The organism is Microbulbifer sp. TB1203 (assembly GCF_030997045.1).
Taxonomy (GTDB): Bacteria; Pseudomonadota; Gammaproteobacteria; order Pseudomonadales; family Cellvibrionaceae; genus Microbulbifer.
Window position 1 is genome coordinate 4,627,361 of record NZ_CP116899.1, and the last position, 18,473, is coordinate 4,645,833.

The following is an 18,473-nucleotide window of genomic DNA, read 5'->3' on the forward strand; positions in this document are numbered from 1 at the left end:
GCCGCAGGCGCTTTTCTCGAACGACTCCCGGTATCAGGGCCTTAGCATCAAGCCCCGGTATTCTTTTCCCGAGTCCCGAAGGCGAGTAGTTACAGTTTATTTTCATTCTTGCTATCCGGTTTATTTCAGTCTGCAGAGCGAATGGCATTCACCGCGTTGGCCAGGTAGGCAAAGGGTGCATTCCAGTTGATCGCAATTTCGTTGCTGGCATAGCTGCAGACCGCGTCGGTATAGGATTCGTCGGGGATATTGCTGGGATATTCGCAGCCATCCTGCTGGCCGGGATTTGGGCCTCCGGCGAGGAAGCCGGGTAGTGGAGGCAGATCCGGCCGGGACGCGGCCAATCGATGGTGGGGCCACCGGGTGCTGTTGCCGCCAAAACCCGTTACATAGCTGTAGCCGGTGGCATTTCTGCCCAGCAGATAGTCGAGGTTGTCCTCCGCGCTTTGCAGAAATTCCCTGTCTCCGCTCAGGTGATAGGCCTCCAGTAGCAGTATGCCCTGGTTGGATGCCACCGAATTGCTCCCCCAGATAAAGTTTTTCTCGCTCGATCCCATCGGGGCCAGGTACGACCACCGGGCGCCTTCTTGGCGGAGTCTTTTGGCTTCGGCGACGAGAGTGGCTTTCCGTCCGGAGAGCCACTCCGCAGGCACATGCTCGAGGTTTTCCCCGTGGCGGATCAGGGAGTAGTAGCCCAGCCATTGCACATCGGGCCAGGAGGGTAGTGTGTATTCCGCGGAGCCCTTTTCCACCTCTTTCCAATAGGTAGGGTTTTTGGTGCTGATATACAGCTCGGAAGCGGCCCATATCCATTCATCCCGGAGATTTTCATCGCCATAGGTGCCGGTCTGCACATCCGGGTCGAACTTCCGGTTTATTTCGTTTTGCCGGTAGTGGACCTTTGGATTCAACCCGGCCCATTGCCAGGCTTTTTCCGCGGCTTTCAAGTAGGCCGCGGAATTCTCCGGGGAGAAGGGTTTGAACACCCGGGCTGCCTGGGCCATCACCGCGGCGAAATCCAGGGTGGCGGCGGTGCTCTTCTGTACTACGTAGCGCTGGCTGGTGGCGCCGGTGGGTGCTATCTCCATGCCCTCGAACGCAGCGGTGGTGAGCTTGTGATAGACGTCGCCGTCTGCCGGATCCTGCATGGTGAGCATCCAGTCCAGGTTGTACAGCACCTCGTTCAGGATGTCCGGGAGATTGTCGCCGGATTCGGGAATATTCAGGTCCAGCGAGCCGAAGTAATCCGGGTACCGCTCGTAAGCGGCCAGCAGGGTGCCCATGGTAATGCCGCTGTTCACGATGTATTTGTTGTAGTCGCCGGCGTCGTACCAGCCCTTCGGGGAGGGAATCAGGGTCCCCTCCGGGCGGGAAGTGCTCGCCGCGGAGGCGTGGATCATTACCCAGTCGTCCGGGTGCCCGCCCTTCCTGGCCCACCGGCCTGCATAGGCTTTCTCTATATCCGTGGAAGCGCGCTGGAAATAGAATGCCTTTAGACCGGCCTTTCCCAGATCTTTGTATATCCCGTTTTGCACCGCAAAGACGTAGGACCTGCCCAGGCCGGGAATCTCCAGGGTGTATTCCCCTTCACTCTTCAGTTCAGAAAAGTCCGCGTTCCACACCTTTTTCCCGGACCAGGTTGGGGCGGCATTTTCGGAAAGCTTTCCTTCGAGCACTACGGTATTTTTCTTCCGGTCCAGAACCCTGAAGGACCCGGGAGACTTTTCGGACAAAACAACCGCCACTTTTTTCTGCAAGGGGTAGTAGCCGACCTGGTTTAATCGGATCTGGTCAGTGGGCTGCAGACCCTGCTCTTTGGGTGAGGCGCCGCAGGAGCCCACCAGAAAAGAGAGAACGAGAAATGCAATGGGGTTTAACCCGGTGGGCGAAAATCTGTAACTGAACATTATGTCTTGTAGTCCGGAACGCTTATTAAGGAATCCCTAAATCTTTCCGCGAATAAACGGTTTAACGGCATCCTGGTAATAGTTGAACGCCTTTTCGTGGATTGCCGGATCGAGCGGCGGCAGTCCTGCTGCTTCCACGTTGGCGCCTATCTGTCCAGGCTTCGATACCCCGGCAATAATCGTGGATACCGCCTCGTGATCGAGAATCCAGCGCAGGGCGAAGTGAACCATATCCATGGAGCCGGGAAGCAGTTCGCGCAGCCCTTCGGTCAGTTCAATGCCCTTCCCAAAGGGGATTCCGCCAAAGGTTTCGCCCACGGAAAACGCTTCGCCGTCGCGGTTGTAGTTGCGGTGGTCGGAGGTGGCGAAGCGGGTGTCCCTGGTGAATTTTCCCGAGAGGAGGCCGGAGGCCAGCGGCAGACGCACGATAATGCCGACATCCCTTTGCCGGGCGGCGTCCAGCAATTGCAGCCTGGCGTCCTGGCGGAAAAGGTTGAAGATGATTTGCAGGCTCGCCAGGCCATCGTGCTCCAGGCACAGAAAAGCCTCTTCAATAGTCTCGACACTGGCACCGTAGTGGCGGATCAGCCCCTCGGATTTGAGGTCGTCGAGCCAGGTGAATATCTCGCCGTCCCCGAGAACTTCGGGGGGAACGCAGTGGAGCTGGGCGAGATCGATGGCTTCGACCCCGAGGCGCTTTGCGGAGCCCTGCAGGCTCCCGCGAACCCCGTGCCGGGTGTATTTGTCGGGATAGAGCAGCGATGAACGCCCCACTTTGGTCGCCACTAGCTGTTCCTTCTGCTGTCCCTCCTGCAGCCCCTTCTGTTTGCGCAGGAAACTGCCGATACGCTGCTCGCTCAGGCCGTCGCCGTAGACATCGGCGGTATCCCAGAAGGTAACCCCGAGGCGCTCGGCGTCGGCGAGAATCGTCTCCGCGTCCCTGTCGGCGACGGGCCCGAAGTCGCCGCCGAGTTGCCAGCAACCGAGGCCTATCTCACTCACCTGATAGCCGGTTTTGCCGAGTCGTCTGGTGTTCATTGGACTATCCCTTCTAAAAAATATCTGGCTGAAGCTCCTGGTCGCAACCGGATGTCGGCGGCGATCGCGGAGAGCGGGGTACAAGCGTTAAAGGCAAGCTGCCGGATGGGGCCTGGCTTGGGGGCGCCGGCGGTTATTATTGTATCGGCGCACCGGGCGCCGGCCGGGGCAATCATGGTGACGCTACCATTCTGCCGGGCAGGTGGCAACCAGATGGGTCCGGCAGTCTTGAATCATGGGAATCAAGGAGTGAAATGGAGATTTTTTATACAAAACCTTGACATGCCTCGAGCTGCCGGGGTAAATGCTTATGGTAGCGATATCATTTTCGCCCGTGAACGGTATATCAACAACTAGTAACGAAGAGCGGGTGCCGGCGACGCGAACAACGCTCACAATATAAATCGCAACCGGAGAGGGAAAAAAAATGCCGCGAGTGAGAGTGCCACCAGCCCCGAGCGCCGCCGAAATTCTGTTGTTTCTCATCGGCATCCTGCTCACTCCCGCTGTCCTGGCCCTGGGCGGCGCCCCTTACGTAACCACCGAATCACAACCCGGCGCGGTGCAGCTGCACGGCGCCGGCCTGTATGTGGACAGCGCCGATCACAAGGGGGTGCAGCGAGCGGCTGCCACCTTGGCCGGTGACCTGGAACGGGTCACGGGTCAGCGTCCGCAAATCCGCCAGGCGGTATCGCAAACCGGCGAAAAACACGCGGTAATCGCCGGCACCATCGGCAGGAGCGCACTGATAGATCAGCTGATCGCCAGCGGCAGGATCGACCCCGCCGCCATCGCCGGTCGCTGGGAGGGCTACCACATCGAAACCGTGCAGCAACCGCTGCCCGGTGTGGAACGCGCGCTGGTGATCGCCGGCAGCGACAAGCGCGGCACCATCTATGGCATCTACGACCTCAGCGAGCAGATAGGCGTCTCCCCCTGGCACTGGTGGGCGGACCTGCCGCCGGAGAAAAAGCCGCGCCTCTATGCGCGCGCCAATACTCTCGTGCAGGATGCCCCCGAGGTCCAATACCGCGGCATCTTCCTCAACGACGAGGCGCCGGCGCTGAGTGGCTGGGTCAAAGAAACCTTCGGCGACTACAACCACGACTTCTACGAAAAGGTGTTCGAACTGCTGCTGCGCCTGAAGGCCAACTACCTCTGGCCGGCCATGTGGAACAACGCCTTCGCCGACGATGACCCACAGAATATGATCCTCGCCGACGAGTACGGCATCGTCATGGGAACCTCCCACCACGAACCGATGATGCGCGCGGACAAGGAGTGGAACCGCTACGGCGAAGGGCCCTGGGAGTACTCCAGCAACGCAAAGAATCTCCGCGACTTCTGGAAGGATGGGGTAACGCGCAACAAGCCCTACGAGAGCCTCTACACCCTCGGCATGCGCGGCCAGGCAGACACGCCCATGAGTGAGGGCCAGAACGTAGCGCTGCTGGAGCAGATCGTGGACCACCAGCGCGAAATCCTGACGCGGGCTTTTGGTGATCCGCAATCCGTACCCCAAGTCTGGGCCCTCTACAAGGAGGTGCAGGGTTTTTACGAAAAGGGCATGCGTGTCCCCGAAGACGTGACCCTGCTCTGGTCCGATGACAACTGGGGCAATATCCGCCGCCTGCCCACAGCGGATGAGCGCGGGCGCAGCGGCGGCGCCGGTGTCTATTATCACTTCGACTATGTGGGCGGCCCGCGTTCCTATCGCTGGATCAACACGGTGCCCATCGCCAAGGTGTGGGAGCAGATGAACCTGGCCCAGGCCTACGAGGCGAAGAAGATCTGGATAGTCAACGTCGGCGACCTCAAGCCGATGGAATTTCCCACCGAGTTTTTCCTGCGCCTGGCCTGGAGTCCGGAATCCTGGCCCAGAGAGCGACTGCGGGAGTTCGGCCGCCTCTGGGCCGCGCGCGAATTCGGCGCCGAATACGCGGAGGAAATCGAGGCGCTTGTGAGTGGTTACACCCGCCACAACGGCCGTCGCAAGCCGGAACAGCAGGATGCGGATACCTACAGTCTGCTGCACTACCGCGAGGCGGAGCGGATCGAGGCGGAGCTGGATCAACTGGTGGACAGGGCCGAAGCCCTGTACGGCAAACTGCCGCAAAACCGCCGCGATGCTTTCTACCAACTGGTGCTGCACCCGGTAAAGGCCTCTGCCACCATCACCAAAATGTATACCGCCACCGCGCGCAACCGCCTCTATGCCCGCCAGGGCCGCACCGAGGCGCAGGTCTGGGCCGACAGGGCCCGGGAACTGTTTGAGCAGGACAGTTTGCTGGAGGACTACTTCCACCGGGAACTGGCCGGCGGCAAGTGGAATCACATGATGTCCCAGCCCCGGATAGGCTACACCCACTGGAACAACCCGCCCGCCAACACCCTGCCGATGCTGTATAGCTACGAGCCGCACGGACAGGCGGATATGGGCGTGGCGGTGGAGGGCATGGCCCGCGCCTGGCCGGAACCCGGTGACTACCGGCTGCCGGAATTCAGCCCCTACGGCCAGCCCAGCCGCCGCCTGGAAATCTACAACCGCGGCACCGCGCCTTTCGACTTCAAGGTGGACAGCAGCGCACCCTGGATTCGCGTCAGCCGGGTCGAGGGCAGCGTGAAGGTGAGCGAAACCCTGGAAGTGAGTATCGACTGGGACGCGGCGCCCGCAGGCCGCAGCGAGGGTCACATGCATATCACCGGCACCGGCTGGGGCGGCGCCCGCGTGGGAGTCAGCGCCTTCAATCCATCGCCGCAACAGAAGCGCGCGGCCAGGGGCTTCGTCGAGGCGGACGGCTATGTGTCCATCGAGGCCGGCCACTTCAACCGCAAGGGCGGGGCGGACGGCATCGCCTGGGAGGAAATTCCCGGGCACGGGCGCACCCGCTCCTCCATGTCAGTGTTCCCCGTTACCGACAGGAGTTTCGACCAGCCGCAGCGCGCGCCCTGGCTCGAGTACGACATCTATTTCTTCTCCGCGGGTGAATTCGAAGTGAGTGGCTACTTCGCCCCGACACAGGCTATCGTGCCCGGGCGCGGCCTGCGCTACGCCCTGGCGCTGGACGGCGGCGAACCGCAGGTTGTGGATCTGCTCGAAGGTTTGGACCAGAGCCGGTGGGCGCGGGAAGTCAGCGACGGCGTGCGCCTGGCGAAAAGCCGCCTGCAGGTCACCAAACCCGGATTGCACCAGTTGCGCATCTACGCCCTGGACCCGGCGGTTACCCTGCAGAAAATCGTTATCGACACCGGCGGCCTCCAGCCCAGCTACCTGGGGTCGCCGGAGAGTGTGCGTATTAACTAACCCGGCAATCAAATAGTTCGGCCCGGCTGCTCCATGTATTCGCGGCAACTTCGACCTTGAACTATTTGATTGTTACCCGTGGAATGTTGGCGCACAAAATCGCCGGGAGCGATTTTGTTTAGTTTTTAGCTGACGTAGGGCAAGCCCATGGAGGAGCTTCTCAGATACGCGAGGCGCACAGCCTGCGCGAGAATTTCCCCACCCGTCCCTCCCACTGAAGTTGAATCTGATGGCGCTATCATCCTGGCGGCAGTGGCGGCAGTGGCGGCAGTGGCGGCAGTGGCGGCAGTGGCGGCAGTGGCGACTGTGGAGCCCCCTCTGGGCAGACCCGCAGAAAAGGTGTTTTTTCATACAATAATATTGACATACATTGTCAGTTAATGTGAGTATTGATGGTAGCGGTACCATTCTCCGGTAGTACACGGCAGATCAATAATAATCACGCCGCCGAGACGCTTCCTGGGTTGTTGCAAGGGCGCTGCCGCGGCAACAGCGAAGAGGAGAGTTGCCGCCGCGGGTTACCCGGCAACGGCGGCCGTTGAAAAAATGAAAAATACCCGTCCTTTTTCCCGTCTAGACGCATCCACCACCACAGTCTCGTCCAGCGCAAAGAGTAGCGGGCCCCTCTTCAGGCGCTCGCTGCTGGCAGCGGCCATCATGGCTTGCGCCTCTCCGACATTTGCACAGGATATTGAAAATCAGGAGGCAAAAGATCGGGAGAGTGCCTCCGGCGGTGTGTTGGCGCAAAAAGCTACCGATGCGGTGGCCAAAGAGTCGCCAGAGCAAGAGCCGTCATCCGGTCAGGCCACCGCTCCCGAGGCCGTCTCCGGGAAAGGTGGGGATGCCACGGCCCCGGGGTCCATGGAAGAGATCACCGTCACCGCTCAACGAAGATCGCTCGAAAACGCGATGGAATTGAAGCGCGCATCGGACACGGTCAGCGACACGATCGTCCTGGACGAGGCCGGCAAAGTGCCCAGCACTTCGCTCTACGAGATTCTGCAGCGCGTGCCCGGCATCACCATAAACCGGGTCCGCTCCGCCGGTTCACCGGATCAATTTACATTCGAAGGATCGGGGCTTCAGATACGTGGTTTGAACGGTACCAAGGGGCTCCTGAACGGACGGGAGGTTTTCCAGGGAGGCCTCGGTTGGTCCGACATCGGGCCCGAACTGATGAAGGCCGTTACCACCTACAAGGCCAGCAGGGCGGATTTGATCGAGGGCGGCGTGGCCGGCACCATCGATCTGCAGACGCATATGCCTTTCGACTTCGACGGCACGCAATTCAGTGCCGCAGCGTCCGGCAGCTATGGCGACTTCTCCGAGAGCACCACCCCGAGCGTATCGATTCTGGGCTCCACGCGGTTCGATACAAACATCGGCGAATTCGGTGTTCTCGTCGATGGCGCCTATTCGCGAATCGAGTCGAACGACAGCTTCGTCCGCATCCAGCCCTATTACGAGACCGAGTACAGCGGTGACACGGCGTTCGCGCCCGGCGGTTATTTCGCCGGTACCGACCAGTTCGATCGAACCCGCAAGGGCTATTATGGCGCCGTCCAGTGGCGGCCGACGCCGGAACTCGAACTCTTTCACACCACGTTTATTTCGGGCCGCGACAGCAACCGCGAGAGCCAATTCATCTCGCCGGTCAGCAACACCGTCGGCGTGGGCGAGGGCAGTGAGATCGACGGCGACGGCGTCTTCGTGCGCGGATCTATTATAAACAGCGCCAACCCTGCCGGCGGCATTGTGGTAGGCAGTACCAGCAACTATACGCCCTCGTCCAAAGAGGTCCGCGATTACAGCCAGGGCTTTACCTATTCGTCCGATCGATGGGAGGTGAGCGGTAGCTACCAGCGCGTAGAAAGCGAGTCGCTGACCTCCAAATACGGTCTCAGCCTCAACGGGGCCGGAGTGGTTCAGCAAAACATAGACCTCAGTGGATCGCTTCCTGACATCAGCTTTGACGGTTCGTTTCAGGCAGATCCGGAAACCACGAGTCTTTCCAACTTTGCCTGGTTAACCCAGGACAACGAAGCCGAGAGCGACGCCGTCACCCTCGACTTGAGCTACGATCTCGACAACGGCTTCTTCAAGAAGGCCGCCGCCGGCGTTCGCGCCGCGAGCCGCAAGGAATCGGACAGTTTCGTCGGCACCTGGTGGTCGGCAACGGCGCGTGGCTGGAACGGCGTACCATCGCGCAACATCGCCACATCTCCGGAAGGCGATTTCCGTCTGGAGGAATTCTCGGATTTCTTCAAGGGCGATATCGACGCACCGACTTCCGCCTACGTTGCCGACCCCTCGATCCTCAAGGGAGATCAGCTCGTACGCATGCTCAATACCTATGCGGCTTGCGGACCCGACCTGATCTTCCAGTGCAGCGACCCGACGCAAAGCAATTACCTGTACGGCAATCCTCCGGATACCACCTTCGGCCAGCAGCCGTCCTTCAGTACCACGAGATCGGATACGCAATCCGTTTACGCCATGCTCGGCTTCGAGAATGAAAGCGCGAATCCATTCCTGAACTTTTCCGGCAATATCGGCGTACGCTGGGTGCGCAACGAGGCCGAAAGCGTGGGCAACTTCGTTTTCAGCGGCGGCAACACCTACTACCAAAGCCTGGAGGATGCTGCTACCTCGCTGGAGATGATCGGAGGCATTGACAACCTGGAAGCCTGGCGGCAAGCCCATCCGGACGAGGAGCTGCCGCTCACGCTGACGAGCGTCGCCAGTGAAGCCGATCGCATCGAGAGCACTTCCTACGACTATTTCCTGCCGTCGTTCAACATCAAGTTCGAGCCGTTTGATCACTGGATCTTCCGCTTCGCTTTAACCAAGACGTTGACACCGCCGAACTACTACGACATTCGGGCGCAGGGCAACGCTTCGATCAGCACGGACGCAAATCCATACAGCACGGGCACCGATTCTGGCTTGCCTGGAATTTTCAGCGGCTACACCTATAACTCCGGCAATACGACCCTCAAGCCGGAAATCTCCCTGAACAAGGATATATCCGTTGAATGGTATCCAAAGCAGGGGACGGCGATGCACTTGTCCCTGTTCCACAAGTCGATCGACAACAAGATACTCTACAACAATGTCGATTTCAGCGCGGGTGACGTTTTCGGCGCGGAGAAGCCGATATCAGTCGGAGCGGACGGGAGCGATGGCAGCTTCGTCGATGGGCCGGTAAACGGCGCGGCCAACATTAACTCGGACAAGACCTCAAGCGTAAGAGGGGTCGAACTTGGCGGGCGGACCTATTTTGACTCGCTTCCAGGCTGGCTGAGCGGGTTCGGCATCGACGCGAACGTCACCTACATCGACAGCAGCGCGCCCGATGCCCTGGCCTTCGACATGACGGGATCGGCCATGAGCGGACTGCCGATCACCGGCCTCTCTAAGTTAAGCTACAACACGACCCTGCTCTACGATCGGGATAACTGGAGTGTGCGCCTGGCCTGGAAGTGGCGTGATCGCTACCTGATTACCACCAACGACTCCAGCACCACCAACAGCTATACGTCTCCGGACGGGGAGAGCATCAGCTATGCGCTGCCCGTCTACGGTGCGGCGGAAGGGCGGCTCGATGGCAGCATCGCCTATCAGTTCAGCGACAGTGTCAATCTCAAGTTCAACGTGGCGAACATCACCGACGAGATCACGGAAGCCGAGATGGAGATACTGCCGGGCAAGTTTGTGACGCGGAGCTACTTCACAACCGACCGTCGTTACAGCTTGCACCTGGGGGTCAGCTTCTGAATGGGCGAAAGGGTGGCTTTTCGACACGCCTGTTCACCGGATACCCGGCGCCTCGGCGCCGAGTATCCGCAGCCAAGGGAGGACCTGAATGAAGAAGAGCATCCTGATCGTCGGGGGCGGGACCGCGGGATGGATCAGCGCCGCATACCTGGCGCAGATGCTGTCCGCCGACCTCCCCGGCGGCGTTTCGATCACCCTGGTGGAATCTGACGAGATCGGCATCCTTGGCGTTGGTGAGGGCACCTTTCCAATCATCCGCAGGACGCTCGGCCGCATCGACCTCGATGAAAGCGTTCTGATCCGGGACGCGGACGCCACCTTCAAGCAGGGCGTCCGGTTCCAGGGCTGGAAATCCAACCCGGCCGCTCATCCGGACGATTGGTATCTTCACCCCTTCCAGGTCAGCGCCCAGCATACGGATATGGACCTTTTGCCCTATTGGTTGCTCGGCGTCGCCGGGAAAGTGCCCTGGGCCCAGGCCAGTACAGTGCAGGGGCGCGTCGTCGAGGCGATGCGCGCGCCGAAACTGATCACCCATCCGAATTATGAAGGGCCGCTCAATTATGCGTATCACTTCGACGCCGTGAAACTTGCCGCCGTTGTGCGCCACCGCGCGGAGGCGTTGGGCGTAAAGCGGCTTGTCGATACGATCGATGATGTCCGGCTGGACGAGCACGGTGCCATCGCCTCCCTGCAGGCGCGGGCGCATGGCGAGCTGTGCGCCGACCTCTACATTGATTGCACCGGATTCCGGGCGCGGCTGATCGGAGAAACACTGGGATCGGAATTTACGTCGTACAGGGATCAGCTATTCTGTGACCGCGCTGTGGCCATGCAGGTGCCTTATGACCGGCCCGATGCGCCGATCCCCTCCTGCACCTATGCCACCGCACAAGAAGCCGGATGGACTTGGGATATCGGCCTGCATACCCGCCGCGGCGTCGGCTATGTCTATTCTTCCGATCACTGCAGTGACGATGCGGCGCTGGAAGCTTTGAAGCGGTATATAGGTCCTGCCGCGAACGATCTGCAGCACCGGCAGTTGTCGTTCGAGGCCGGGTTTCGAAAGATCCAATGGCACAAGAATTGTGTGGGCATCGGCCTGTCGGTAGGGTTTATCGAGCCGCTGGAAGCGACCGGCATCAGCTTTGCTGAAGTTGCCGCACTCATGCTCTGCAATCTTTTCCCCTGGTCGGGTGACTACGAGCGCTCGGCCAAGCAGTTCAATGAGGCCATGACAAAACGCTTCGAGCATGTCATCGACTTTATCAAGCTTCACTATTTTTTGAGCCGGCGGACTGACACCGACTTCTGGCACGACAATCGCGCGCCTTCATCGATCTCCGAGAGCCTGAAGGACAAACTGGAGCAATGGCGGCACCGGCCCCCGTCTTTTCTCGACGTTGATTCGAGCCATGACATCTTCGACGAGAACAGTTGGCAGTACATTCTTTACGGCATGGAATTCAAAACCGACATTACGGCCCGCGCCGGCGCCCTTCGCTTCTATGACGACGCGCGGCGCGAATTTGAGAGCATCCGCCGCCAGAGCCACAACGCCCTGACTGCCGTGCCGGCTCACCGCGCTCTGGTGAACGATGTCGTCGCGGGCGGTTTCCGTCCCTCCCAGGGCCCGCGGCGATGAGGCCGGGGTCGGAGTCCGGCGCCTCGAGCGCAGCCCCGGTTGAGAACGTCGTCATCGTCGGCGGCGGCACCTCCGGCTGGATGTGCGCCGCGGCGATCGCGCGCATGGCGCCCCCTCATTTGGCCGTCACTCTGGTGGAATCCGAGGACATCGGTGTGATCGGCGTCGGCGAAGCCACCATCCCCACACTGATCGAATTCAACGATTTCCTGGGGCTGAATGAAAACGACATCCTCCGGCAGTGCCGGGGGACCTTCAAGCTCGGTATCGAATTCGTTGATTGGCTGAAGGCGGGCGAAAGCTACTTCCATCCGTTCGGCTTTTACGGCCGCGATACGCCCGAGTTCCCATTTCACCAGTTGTGGCTTCGCCTGAGAGACCTGTCGGCGAAAGGCGCAGCGCCGCCCGACGCCGCGGGCGATATCAGTCACTACAACGTTTGTGCGGCCGCCGCCCATCTCGGTCATTTCTCCCCCCCGAAAGGCGGGGCCGATGCCATTTTATCGACCATGCGTCACGCCTATCATTTGGATTCCATGTGCTACGGCCAGATACTGCGCCGCTACGCCGAGCAAAAAGGCGTTCGCCGGATCGAGGGGATGGTCGTCAGCGTCGAGCAGGATCCGGAGCACGGCCTGATCCGGTCTGTGACGCTGCGCGACGGCCAGGTTCTCGCTGGCGACCTGTTTATCGACTGCAGCGGCTTCAAATCGCTGTTGATCGAGGGCGCCATGGCGAGCGACTTCATCGACTGGAGCCACTACCTGCCGTGTGATCGCGCGCTCGCCCTTCCTACGGCCCGCTCCGGACCGCCGGACCCCTTTACGCGGGCGACGGCGGACCGCGCGGGCTGGCGCTGGCGCATCCCCCTGCAGCAGCGGACGGGCAACGGCACTGTCTATTCGAGCGCCTTCATCGATCAGGATGAAGTCCATCGGCGGCTCGTTGAGGGCACCGACGGCGCGCCACAGGCCGATCCGCTGCCGCTGCGTTTTCGGACCGGCCATCGCCGCGCCTTCTGGGAGAAAAACTGTATCGCGATCGGTCTCGCCGGCGGCTTCATCGAGCCGCTGGAATCGACGAGCATCCATCTGGCGCAGATGGGCGTCCAACGGCTTATCAATTTGTGGCCCGGCCGCGGCTTCAACGCCGCCGAGATTGCACACTACAACCGGTCGATGACGGCTGATTACGAGCGGATTCGCGATTTCATTGTGCTGCACTATAACGCCACGCAGCGCGACGACACGGAGTTTTGGCGCTATGTCGGCAACATGACGATCCCGGACACGCTTGCGTGGAAGCTGGACATCTTCCAAGCCAGCGGCAGGATCATTCCCAGTCCGGACGATTTGTTCACTGCGCATAGTTGGTTGGCGGTGATGTTGGGTCAAGGGATTGAGCCGCAGAGCTACGATGCGTTGGTTGATCGTGTCCCCGCGAGCGCGCTCATTCACAACATGCGCCTGCTGAAAGATGCCGTCGCGAAAACGGCGACCGCCCTGCCGAGCCATCAAGACTATATCGATCGCCATTGCGCCGCGCAATCGAGCGGCGCCGTGACCCATAGGAAACCTGCAATGATTTAGAGGAATCACTCTGTAGGAGCGGCCGCTGGCCGCGATTGGCGGGCCTGCGGCCCGCTTGCCGAGCTGGAGCTCGGCGTTCCCAGGGACGGTCGCTCCTGCGGGGGCTTTTCAATTTACCACTGGTCTGAGCGGAAAGGGGAGGCGGGCAGGCCCTCTCGGTTGAAGAGGTTGGCCCCCTCGGGGTTGTCCGCCCAGGCATAACGGACCGCCACCGGCTCGGAGACCTCGTCGCTCCAGACGATCACCCGGTCGCCTTTTATCTCGGCTTGGGCCCAGACAAAGAGTTTGTCCTCTCCTGCGATGGCGAAATGTTTGAGCGGGCCGCCGCCCTTGGCGACCAGGCCGCTGCCGGTATTGTCGAAGCTGAGCTGGATTTTGTTGCCCGCCACCTGCATGGATTCAAAACTCGGGCCGGAGAAGACAATTTCTTTATCGCCATAGGCTACCCTGCGCGCGGCCAGTGCCAGTCGTCTGCCCACGTCCTTTTTGTTCAGCGGGTGAATGTCGTTCCACTCGCCGATATCGATGGTCACCGCCATGGCGGTATTCGGCTCGGCCAGGGTATTCAGCTGCGCTTCGCGCAGCAGTGCCCAGTCGCTTTCCGATGGCTGTTTCCTCGCTGCCATAAAGTTGGTCAGCTGCACGTACAGGAAGGGGAAATCCCCCAGTTTCCAGCTGCGGCGCCAGTCGCGGATCAGTGCCGGGAACAGGCTTGCATATTCCCGCGGCCGGCCAGTATTGGATTCCCCCTGGTACCAGATGGCGCCCTTGATCGGGTAATTCAGCAGCGGGTGGATCATGGCGTTGTAGAGGCCACCGGGTTTCCAGCGCACGAAGGTCTGGCCGGCGAGCGGCGGCATGGCCGCGCCCAGCCGGTACTGCCATTCGCCGGCAAGATCGATGCGCTCGTCCCCCACAAAGACGGCGTAGGTCTTGTCCGGCACGAAGCCGGCGCGGCCCCGCTCGCTGGTTACGCGGATGTCGATGGTATTTTTTCCGGCCTTGAGCAGGCCCGCCGGCAGCCGGTACCTGCGCCGCGGGTATTGATAGCCGGTGCTGCCCACCTGTTCGCCGTTGATGTAGGTGGTGTCCGCGTCGACGATGCGGCCGAGCACCAGGATGGCCTCCCGGTCCGCGGCGCTGTGGGATACCTCGAATTCCCGCCGGAACCAGACGATGCCGTTGGTGTCGCCCAGTTGGGTATCCGCCCAGTAGCCCGGTATACGCATGCTGTGCCACGGTGTCTTGGAATCGCGTAGGCCTTTATCCTGGCGGTTTGCCTCTTGGTACCAGCTGTCGATGCGCTTGCGGTCCGACTGCTCGATCTCCGCGATCAGTTTGTCGCTCTTGAAGCGCTGCATTTCGGCGAAATGATCGGGAAATTGTTTCAGTGCCCTCTCGCTGAGCCAGGCCTCCGCGGGCGAGCCGCCGAGGCTGGCATTGATCAGGCCTATGGGCACCTGCTGTTTCCTGTGGATTTCCTGCGCGAAAAAGTAGGCCACCGCGGAAAACTCGAGCACGGTTTCCGGGGTGACCTTTTGCCACTGGCCGGACTCGAAATCCGTTTCCGGCGTGTCGAAGTTGTAGTGCTGGGGCACCAGGAACTGGCGGATGGCCGGGATATTTTCCAGTTCCAGCGATGGGCCGTAGGGCGGTAGTATCCGGCGTATCGGATACTCCATATTCGATTGGCCGGAGGCCAGCCACACATCGCCCACCAGGATATCTTCGATGGAAATGGTGTTGTCGCCGCGGATCTCCAAAGAGTAGGGGCCGCCCGCCGGCATTTCCGGTAAGTTTACCGCCCACTCACCTTCGCCGTTGGCTTTGGCCTGATAGCTGCCGTTGCGGAAATGTACCGATACCCTTTCGCCGGGGTCTGCCCAGCCCCAGATTTTTACCGCCGTGTCCCGCTGCAGCACCATACCGTCGCCGATCAGTTTTGGCAGGCGGATATCGGCATTGGCTGCCAGTGAAAAAAGGCTGGAAACCAGCAGTGGAATCAATGGTTTTTTTAAGCGTTTCATCGATACATCCATCGCGTTTAGCACTGTTTTGTAGGAGCGGGCCATGCCCGCGATTGCGGGCCTGCGGCCCGCTTGCCGAGCTGGAGCTCGGCGTTCCCAGGGTCGCGGGCATGGCCCGCTCCTACAGGGGAATTACTGAAACCTCGTCGATATACAACGTCTCTACTTCCAGCGGCGTATTTTCAAAATAGATACGCGCTTCGCCGGGGCTGCAGTCCGCCGGCACTTCCAGGGTGCCGGACAACTGGGTCCAGGTATCGGCGGCCAGGGCGCTGTTGTCGGCGAGGCCGATATAGCTGTCGCCGCCGCTGCAGGCCAGTTTGGCGGTCAGGCTGACCCGCGTATCCGCCGGACCCGTGTGCCGCACCTGGGCGCTTACGGCGTAGCTGCTGCCGTTTTCCAATAGCCCGCTGAGGTCGTAGGACGGGTTGGAGTTTTCAGCCCGGTTGTGTACGCGCAGGCTCTGGGTTCCCTCCGCGGCCTGTTCACCGGTGAGCGCCAGCCCGGTGCCGCCGGTCCACCATGCGTTCCAGCCGGCCGCCAGCGCTGTGCCCTCGAAGCCGCCGTCGACCACCAGGTTGCCGTCCGGCGGGGGCAGTATCTGCACCTCGTCGAGATACACATCCACGCCGGCGGAAGTGCCCTCGAAAAAGATCGCGACGTCGACGGGTTCGCAGTCCGGGATCACCAGGTTGGCGGACAGCTGGGTCCACTCGGCGGGCGCGACGGCGGTGTTGTTGTCGAGCCAGGGGAAGGTGCTGTGTCCATCCGGCACCGTTTCCGCGGAGCACTCCACTTTGGCCGCCAGACGCACGGTGTCCGCGGTGTCGCCGGTATGCAGCACCTGTGCGCTTACCGCGTAGGTGGTGCCGGGATTCACTTTGCCGGTGAGGTTGTAGACAGCGAACTGGTTGCTGTTGCCGCGCTCGCCGGCCAACAGGCTCTGTTCGCCGGCGTAGGCGCGGTCACTGGAAAGCGACAGCGTGGCGCCGGCCCAGGACTGCCAGCCGGAGAGGGCGTCGCCCTCGAAACCGCCGTCCGTCACCAGGTTGGTGTCGGGCACCGGTTCCGGCTTGCCGATGCGCAGCCAGTCGACATTGGCCACGCCCCAGGTGTCGTTGAAGCGGATATACACATCGCGGGTGCCGGCAAGCGGCGCCCAGGGCACTTCCAGGGTGGAGGAACTGCCCCAGCCGGCGGTGGGCTCCAGGGGAAGGGTCAGAACCGGGTCGCTGGCGAGGTCGTCGAGGTGAATGGAGATACTGCCCACTGTCTCGTTGCCCTTGGCGTAGTGGACCTGGAAGATGTCCCAACCCTGCTGGAATTCCACGTCGCGAAATGCGATCCAGTCGCCGTCGTCGGTGAAGGCCACTTGGTTGCGGGAGGCGATCAGCCCCTGGCCTTCGTCGTAGAGTTCCGCCTCCAGGGTGAGGCCGTATTCGCCGCCGCTCCAGCCGGCGGGAATGTATTCCGGCACCAGGTGGTCGCAGTCGCCGCCGGCCAGATAGCAGGTCAGCCACTGGAGTGCGGGCCGCTCGGTGCCGTCGGCGCGCAGCAGGTAGCCGTTTTCCCGCCACATCCTGTTCTCCAGATAGCCCCAATGGGTGACGCCCACCACCGCCGGGTGCTCCCAGAAAATGCTGAACAGGTCGCGCATGGCGTTTGCCTGGCGCGCGTCGTCGACGAAGTTCAGTTCCAGTTCCGAGATGTAGATGGGCAGACCGGTGGCGGCGAGGGCGTCCAGGTTGGATTGCACCACCGGCAGCTCCGCGCGTTCGAGGAAGTGCGCCTGCAGACCGATGCCGTCGATCAGGCCGCGGGACTGCAGCCGTTCGATCACCGCCAGGTAGTCGTTGGTGAACTGCCCGAGGATCAGGATGTTGTAGTCGTTGAGGATCAACTCGGCATCGGGAAAGTGCGCGCGGGCCAGGGCGAAGGCGTTGATCAGCCAGTCCCAGCCGGTTTCCCCGTCGCCGCCCAGGGCCGCTTTGTAGGCGGGCTGCGCGTGCAGCGGCTCGTTGACCACGTCGATCATTTCCAGATCCGGGTAGCGCTCCGCCACCGCGGCCATCCACTGGTCGATTTCCGCCAGTTGCTCTTCCGGCGGCAGATCGCCGATCCAGCCCGGCTGCTGCTGGCCCCAGATCAGGGTGTGCAGTTTGAAGCGCAGGCCGTGATCGCGGGCGAACTGGTAGGCGGTGTCGAGATTCTGCCAGTTCATCTGATCGCGGCTGCCCTCGACGCTGGCCCATTTGCCGGCGTTGCCCGGGGTCAGCTGGTCGAAGTAATCGGCCAGCCGGGGGTAGTCCAGCTCGCCATCCGGCGCGGTGCCGAAGAACTTGTCGCCGATGGCGACCAGCAGGCGGGATTGTTCGGAGACCGCCCTGTTGCCGCCGGGATCGTAGGCGGTGGCGGTGTAGACGTGGCGACCGTAGTCGGTGCCATCTATCGCCAGCTCGAGCCGGTAGGGCCTGTCCCAGTCCTCGGCGATCACCTCGCCGTCCCGAGCGAAGACCACCTTGCGCACCGCGGTGTTGTCCGCCGCTTCGGCGGTGAGGGTCAGGGTGCCCGCGGCGGTAAAGTAACGGGCGCTGGAGGAAAGACTGATTTCCGGCGGCTCCCGGTCGCAGGGCTTGCCATTGATGGAGATCAGGTAGGGGGTCACCCCGGCGTAATCCGGTTCGCCGTTGAAGTGGAAGCGGTAGCTGGCGCCCGGCGGTATCTGCTGCCACTGCAGCCAGTTCGGCTCGTTCACCAGATAGCCACCGCCTTCCGTCGGCTGGTATTTTGCCAGAGAGCCGTCGGTAATCGCGGTGCCGCCGGTATCCAGCAGCACCTCGAAGCTGGTGGCGGTCTCTCCGGACTGGTTGCCGATTTCGACCCAGGCCTGATAGCCGCCGGGCCAGGTGGCGTAGGTGCCGCTGGCCACCCGGTAGCCGCAGCCGTCGGCGGCCTGGGCCTGGCCCGCCAGTGCGAGTGCCAGCGCGCCCGCGCAGATGGATTTCCACAAAGGACTGGTGTGCGCCGGAATCGGCGAATGAACGCTCATATTTCCCCTCCCTGATTCACCGCTGTGAATGCGGGGCGCCCGCAAACGCCGGGCGGCCGCAGTTGATTTATTGCTTTTGTTCTGCGGACTGCAGAGCGCCGGTGCGGGCGCTCCCCGAGTAGTGACAGTAACGCTAT

General features: G+C 61.6%; 8 protein-coding genes. 4 read left to right on the plus strand and 4 right to left on the minus strand.

The genetic code is table 11. From position 1 onward, the window contains the following. Positions 1-125 precede the first annotated feature (125 nt). Both PP263_RS19650 and PP263_RS19655 read right to left on the minus strand, forming a co-directional pair. Positions 126-1,907 carry a glycoside hydrolase family 9 protein gene (locus PP263_RS19650; protein ID WP_308365702.1) on the minus strand — a complete coding sequence of 594 codons (1,782 nt, stop codon included), beginning with the start codon at positions 1,905-1,907 and terminating at the stop codon, positions 126-128. Positions 1,908-1,943: 36 nt separating this feature from the next. Beyond that, positions 1,944-2,945 (minus strand): aldo/keto reductase, encoded by a 1,002-nt coding sequence (locus tag PP263_RS19655; RefSeq protein WP_308365703.1) that lies wholly within the window; start codon positions 2,943-2,945, stop codon positions 1,944-1,946. A gap of 427 nt (positions 2,946-3,372) precedes the next feature. On the opposite strand from PP263_RS19655, the gene PP263_RS19660 reads away from it, so the two are divergent. From PP263_RS19660 to PP263_RS19675, 4 genes are all read left to right on the plus strand, one after another. Continuing rightward, entirely contained in the window at positions 3,373-6,249 is a 2,877-nt protein-coding gene (locus PP263_RS19660; protein WP_308365704.1) for a glycosyl hydrolase 115 family protein, read from the plus strand. Positions 6,250-6,795: 546 nt separating this feature from the next. Next, positions 6,796-10,026: a TonB-dependent receptor gene (locus PP263_RS19665; protein ID WP_308365705.1), complete on the plus strand. Its 3,231-nt coding sequence runs from the start codon at positions 6,796-6,798 to the stop codon at positions 10,024-10,026. An 88-nt stretch (positions 10,027-10,114) separates the two neighbouring features. Continuing rightward, complete coding sequence (locus PP263_RS19670) at positions 10,115-11,671, plus strand: tryptophan 7-halogenase (protein ID WP_308365706.1); 1,557 nt, start codon at positions 10,115-10,117, stop codon at positions 11,669-11,671. After that, a complete protein-coding gene (locus tag PP263_RS19675; protein WP_308365709.1) occupies positions 11,668-13,260 on the plus strand; it encodes a tryptophan 7-halogenase in 1,593 nt (530 codons plus the stop codon). Before PP263_RS19670 ends, PP263_RS19675 begins: the two co-directional genes overlap by 4 nt. A gap of 113 nt (positions 13,261-13,373) precedes the next feature. Here PP263_RS19675 and PP263_RS19680 read toward each other — a convergent pair whose 3' ends face one another. Together PP263_RS19680 and PP263_RS19685 are read right to left on the minus strand one after the other, a co-directional pair. Then, the gene (locus tag PP263_RS19680; protein WP_308365710.1) at positions 13,374-15,287 is read right to left on the minus strand and encodes a sialate O-acetylesterase; all 1,914 of its coding nucleotides are present in this window, start codon (positions 15,285-15,287) and stop codon (positions 13,374-13,376) included. Between the two features lie 121 nt (positions 15,288-15,408). Continuing rightward, positions 15,409-18,336 carry an endo-1,4-beta-xylanase gene (locus PP263_RS19685; RefSeq protein WP_308365711.1) on the minus strand — a complete coding sequence of 976 codons (2,928 nt, stop codon included), beginning with the start codon at positions 18,334-18,336 and terminating at the stop codon, positions 15,409-15,411. Between the last annotated feature and the right edge of the window lie 137 nt (positions 18,337-18,473).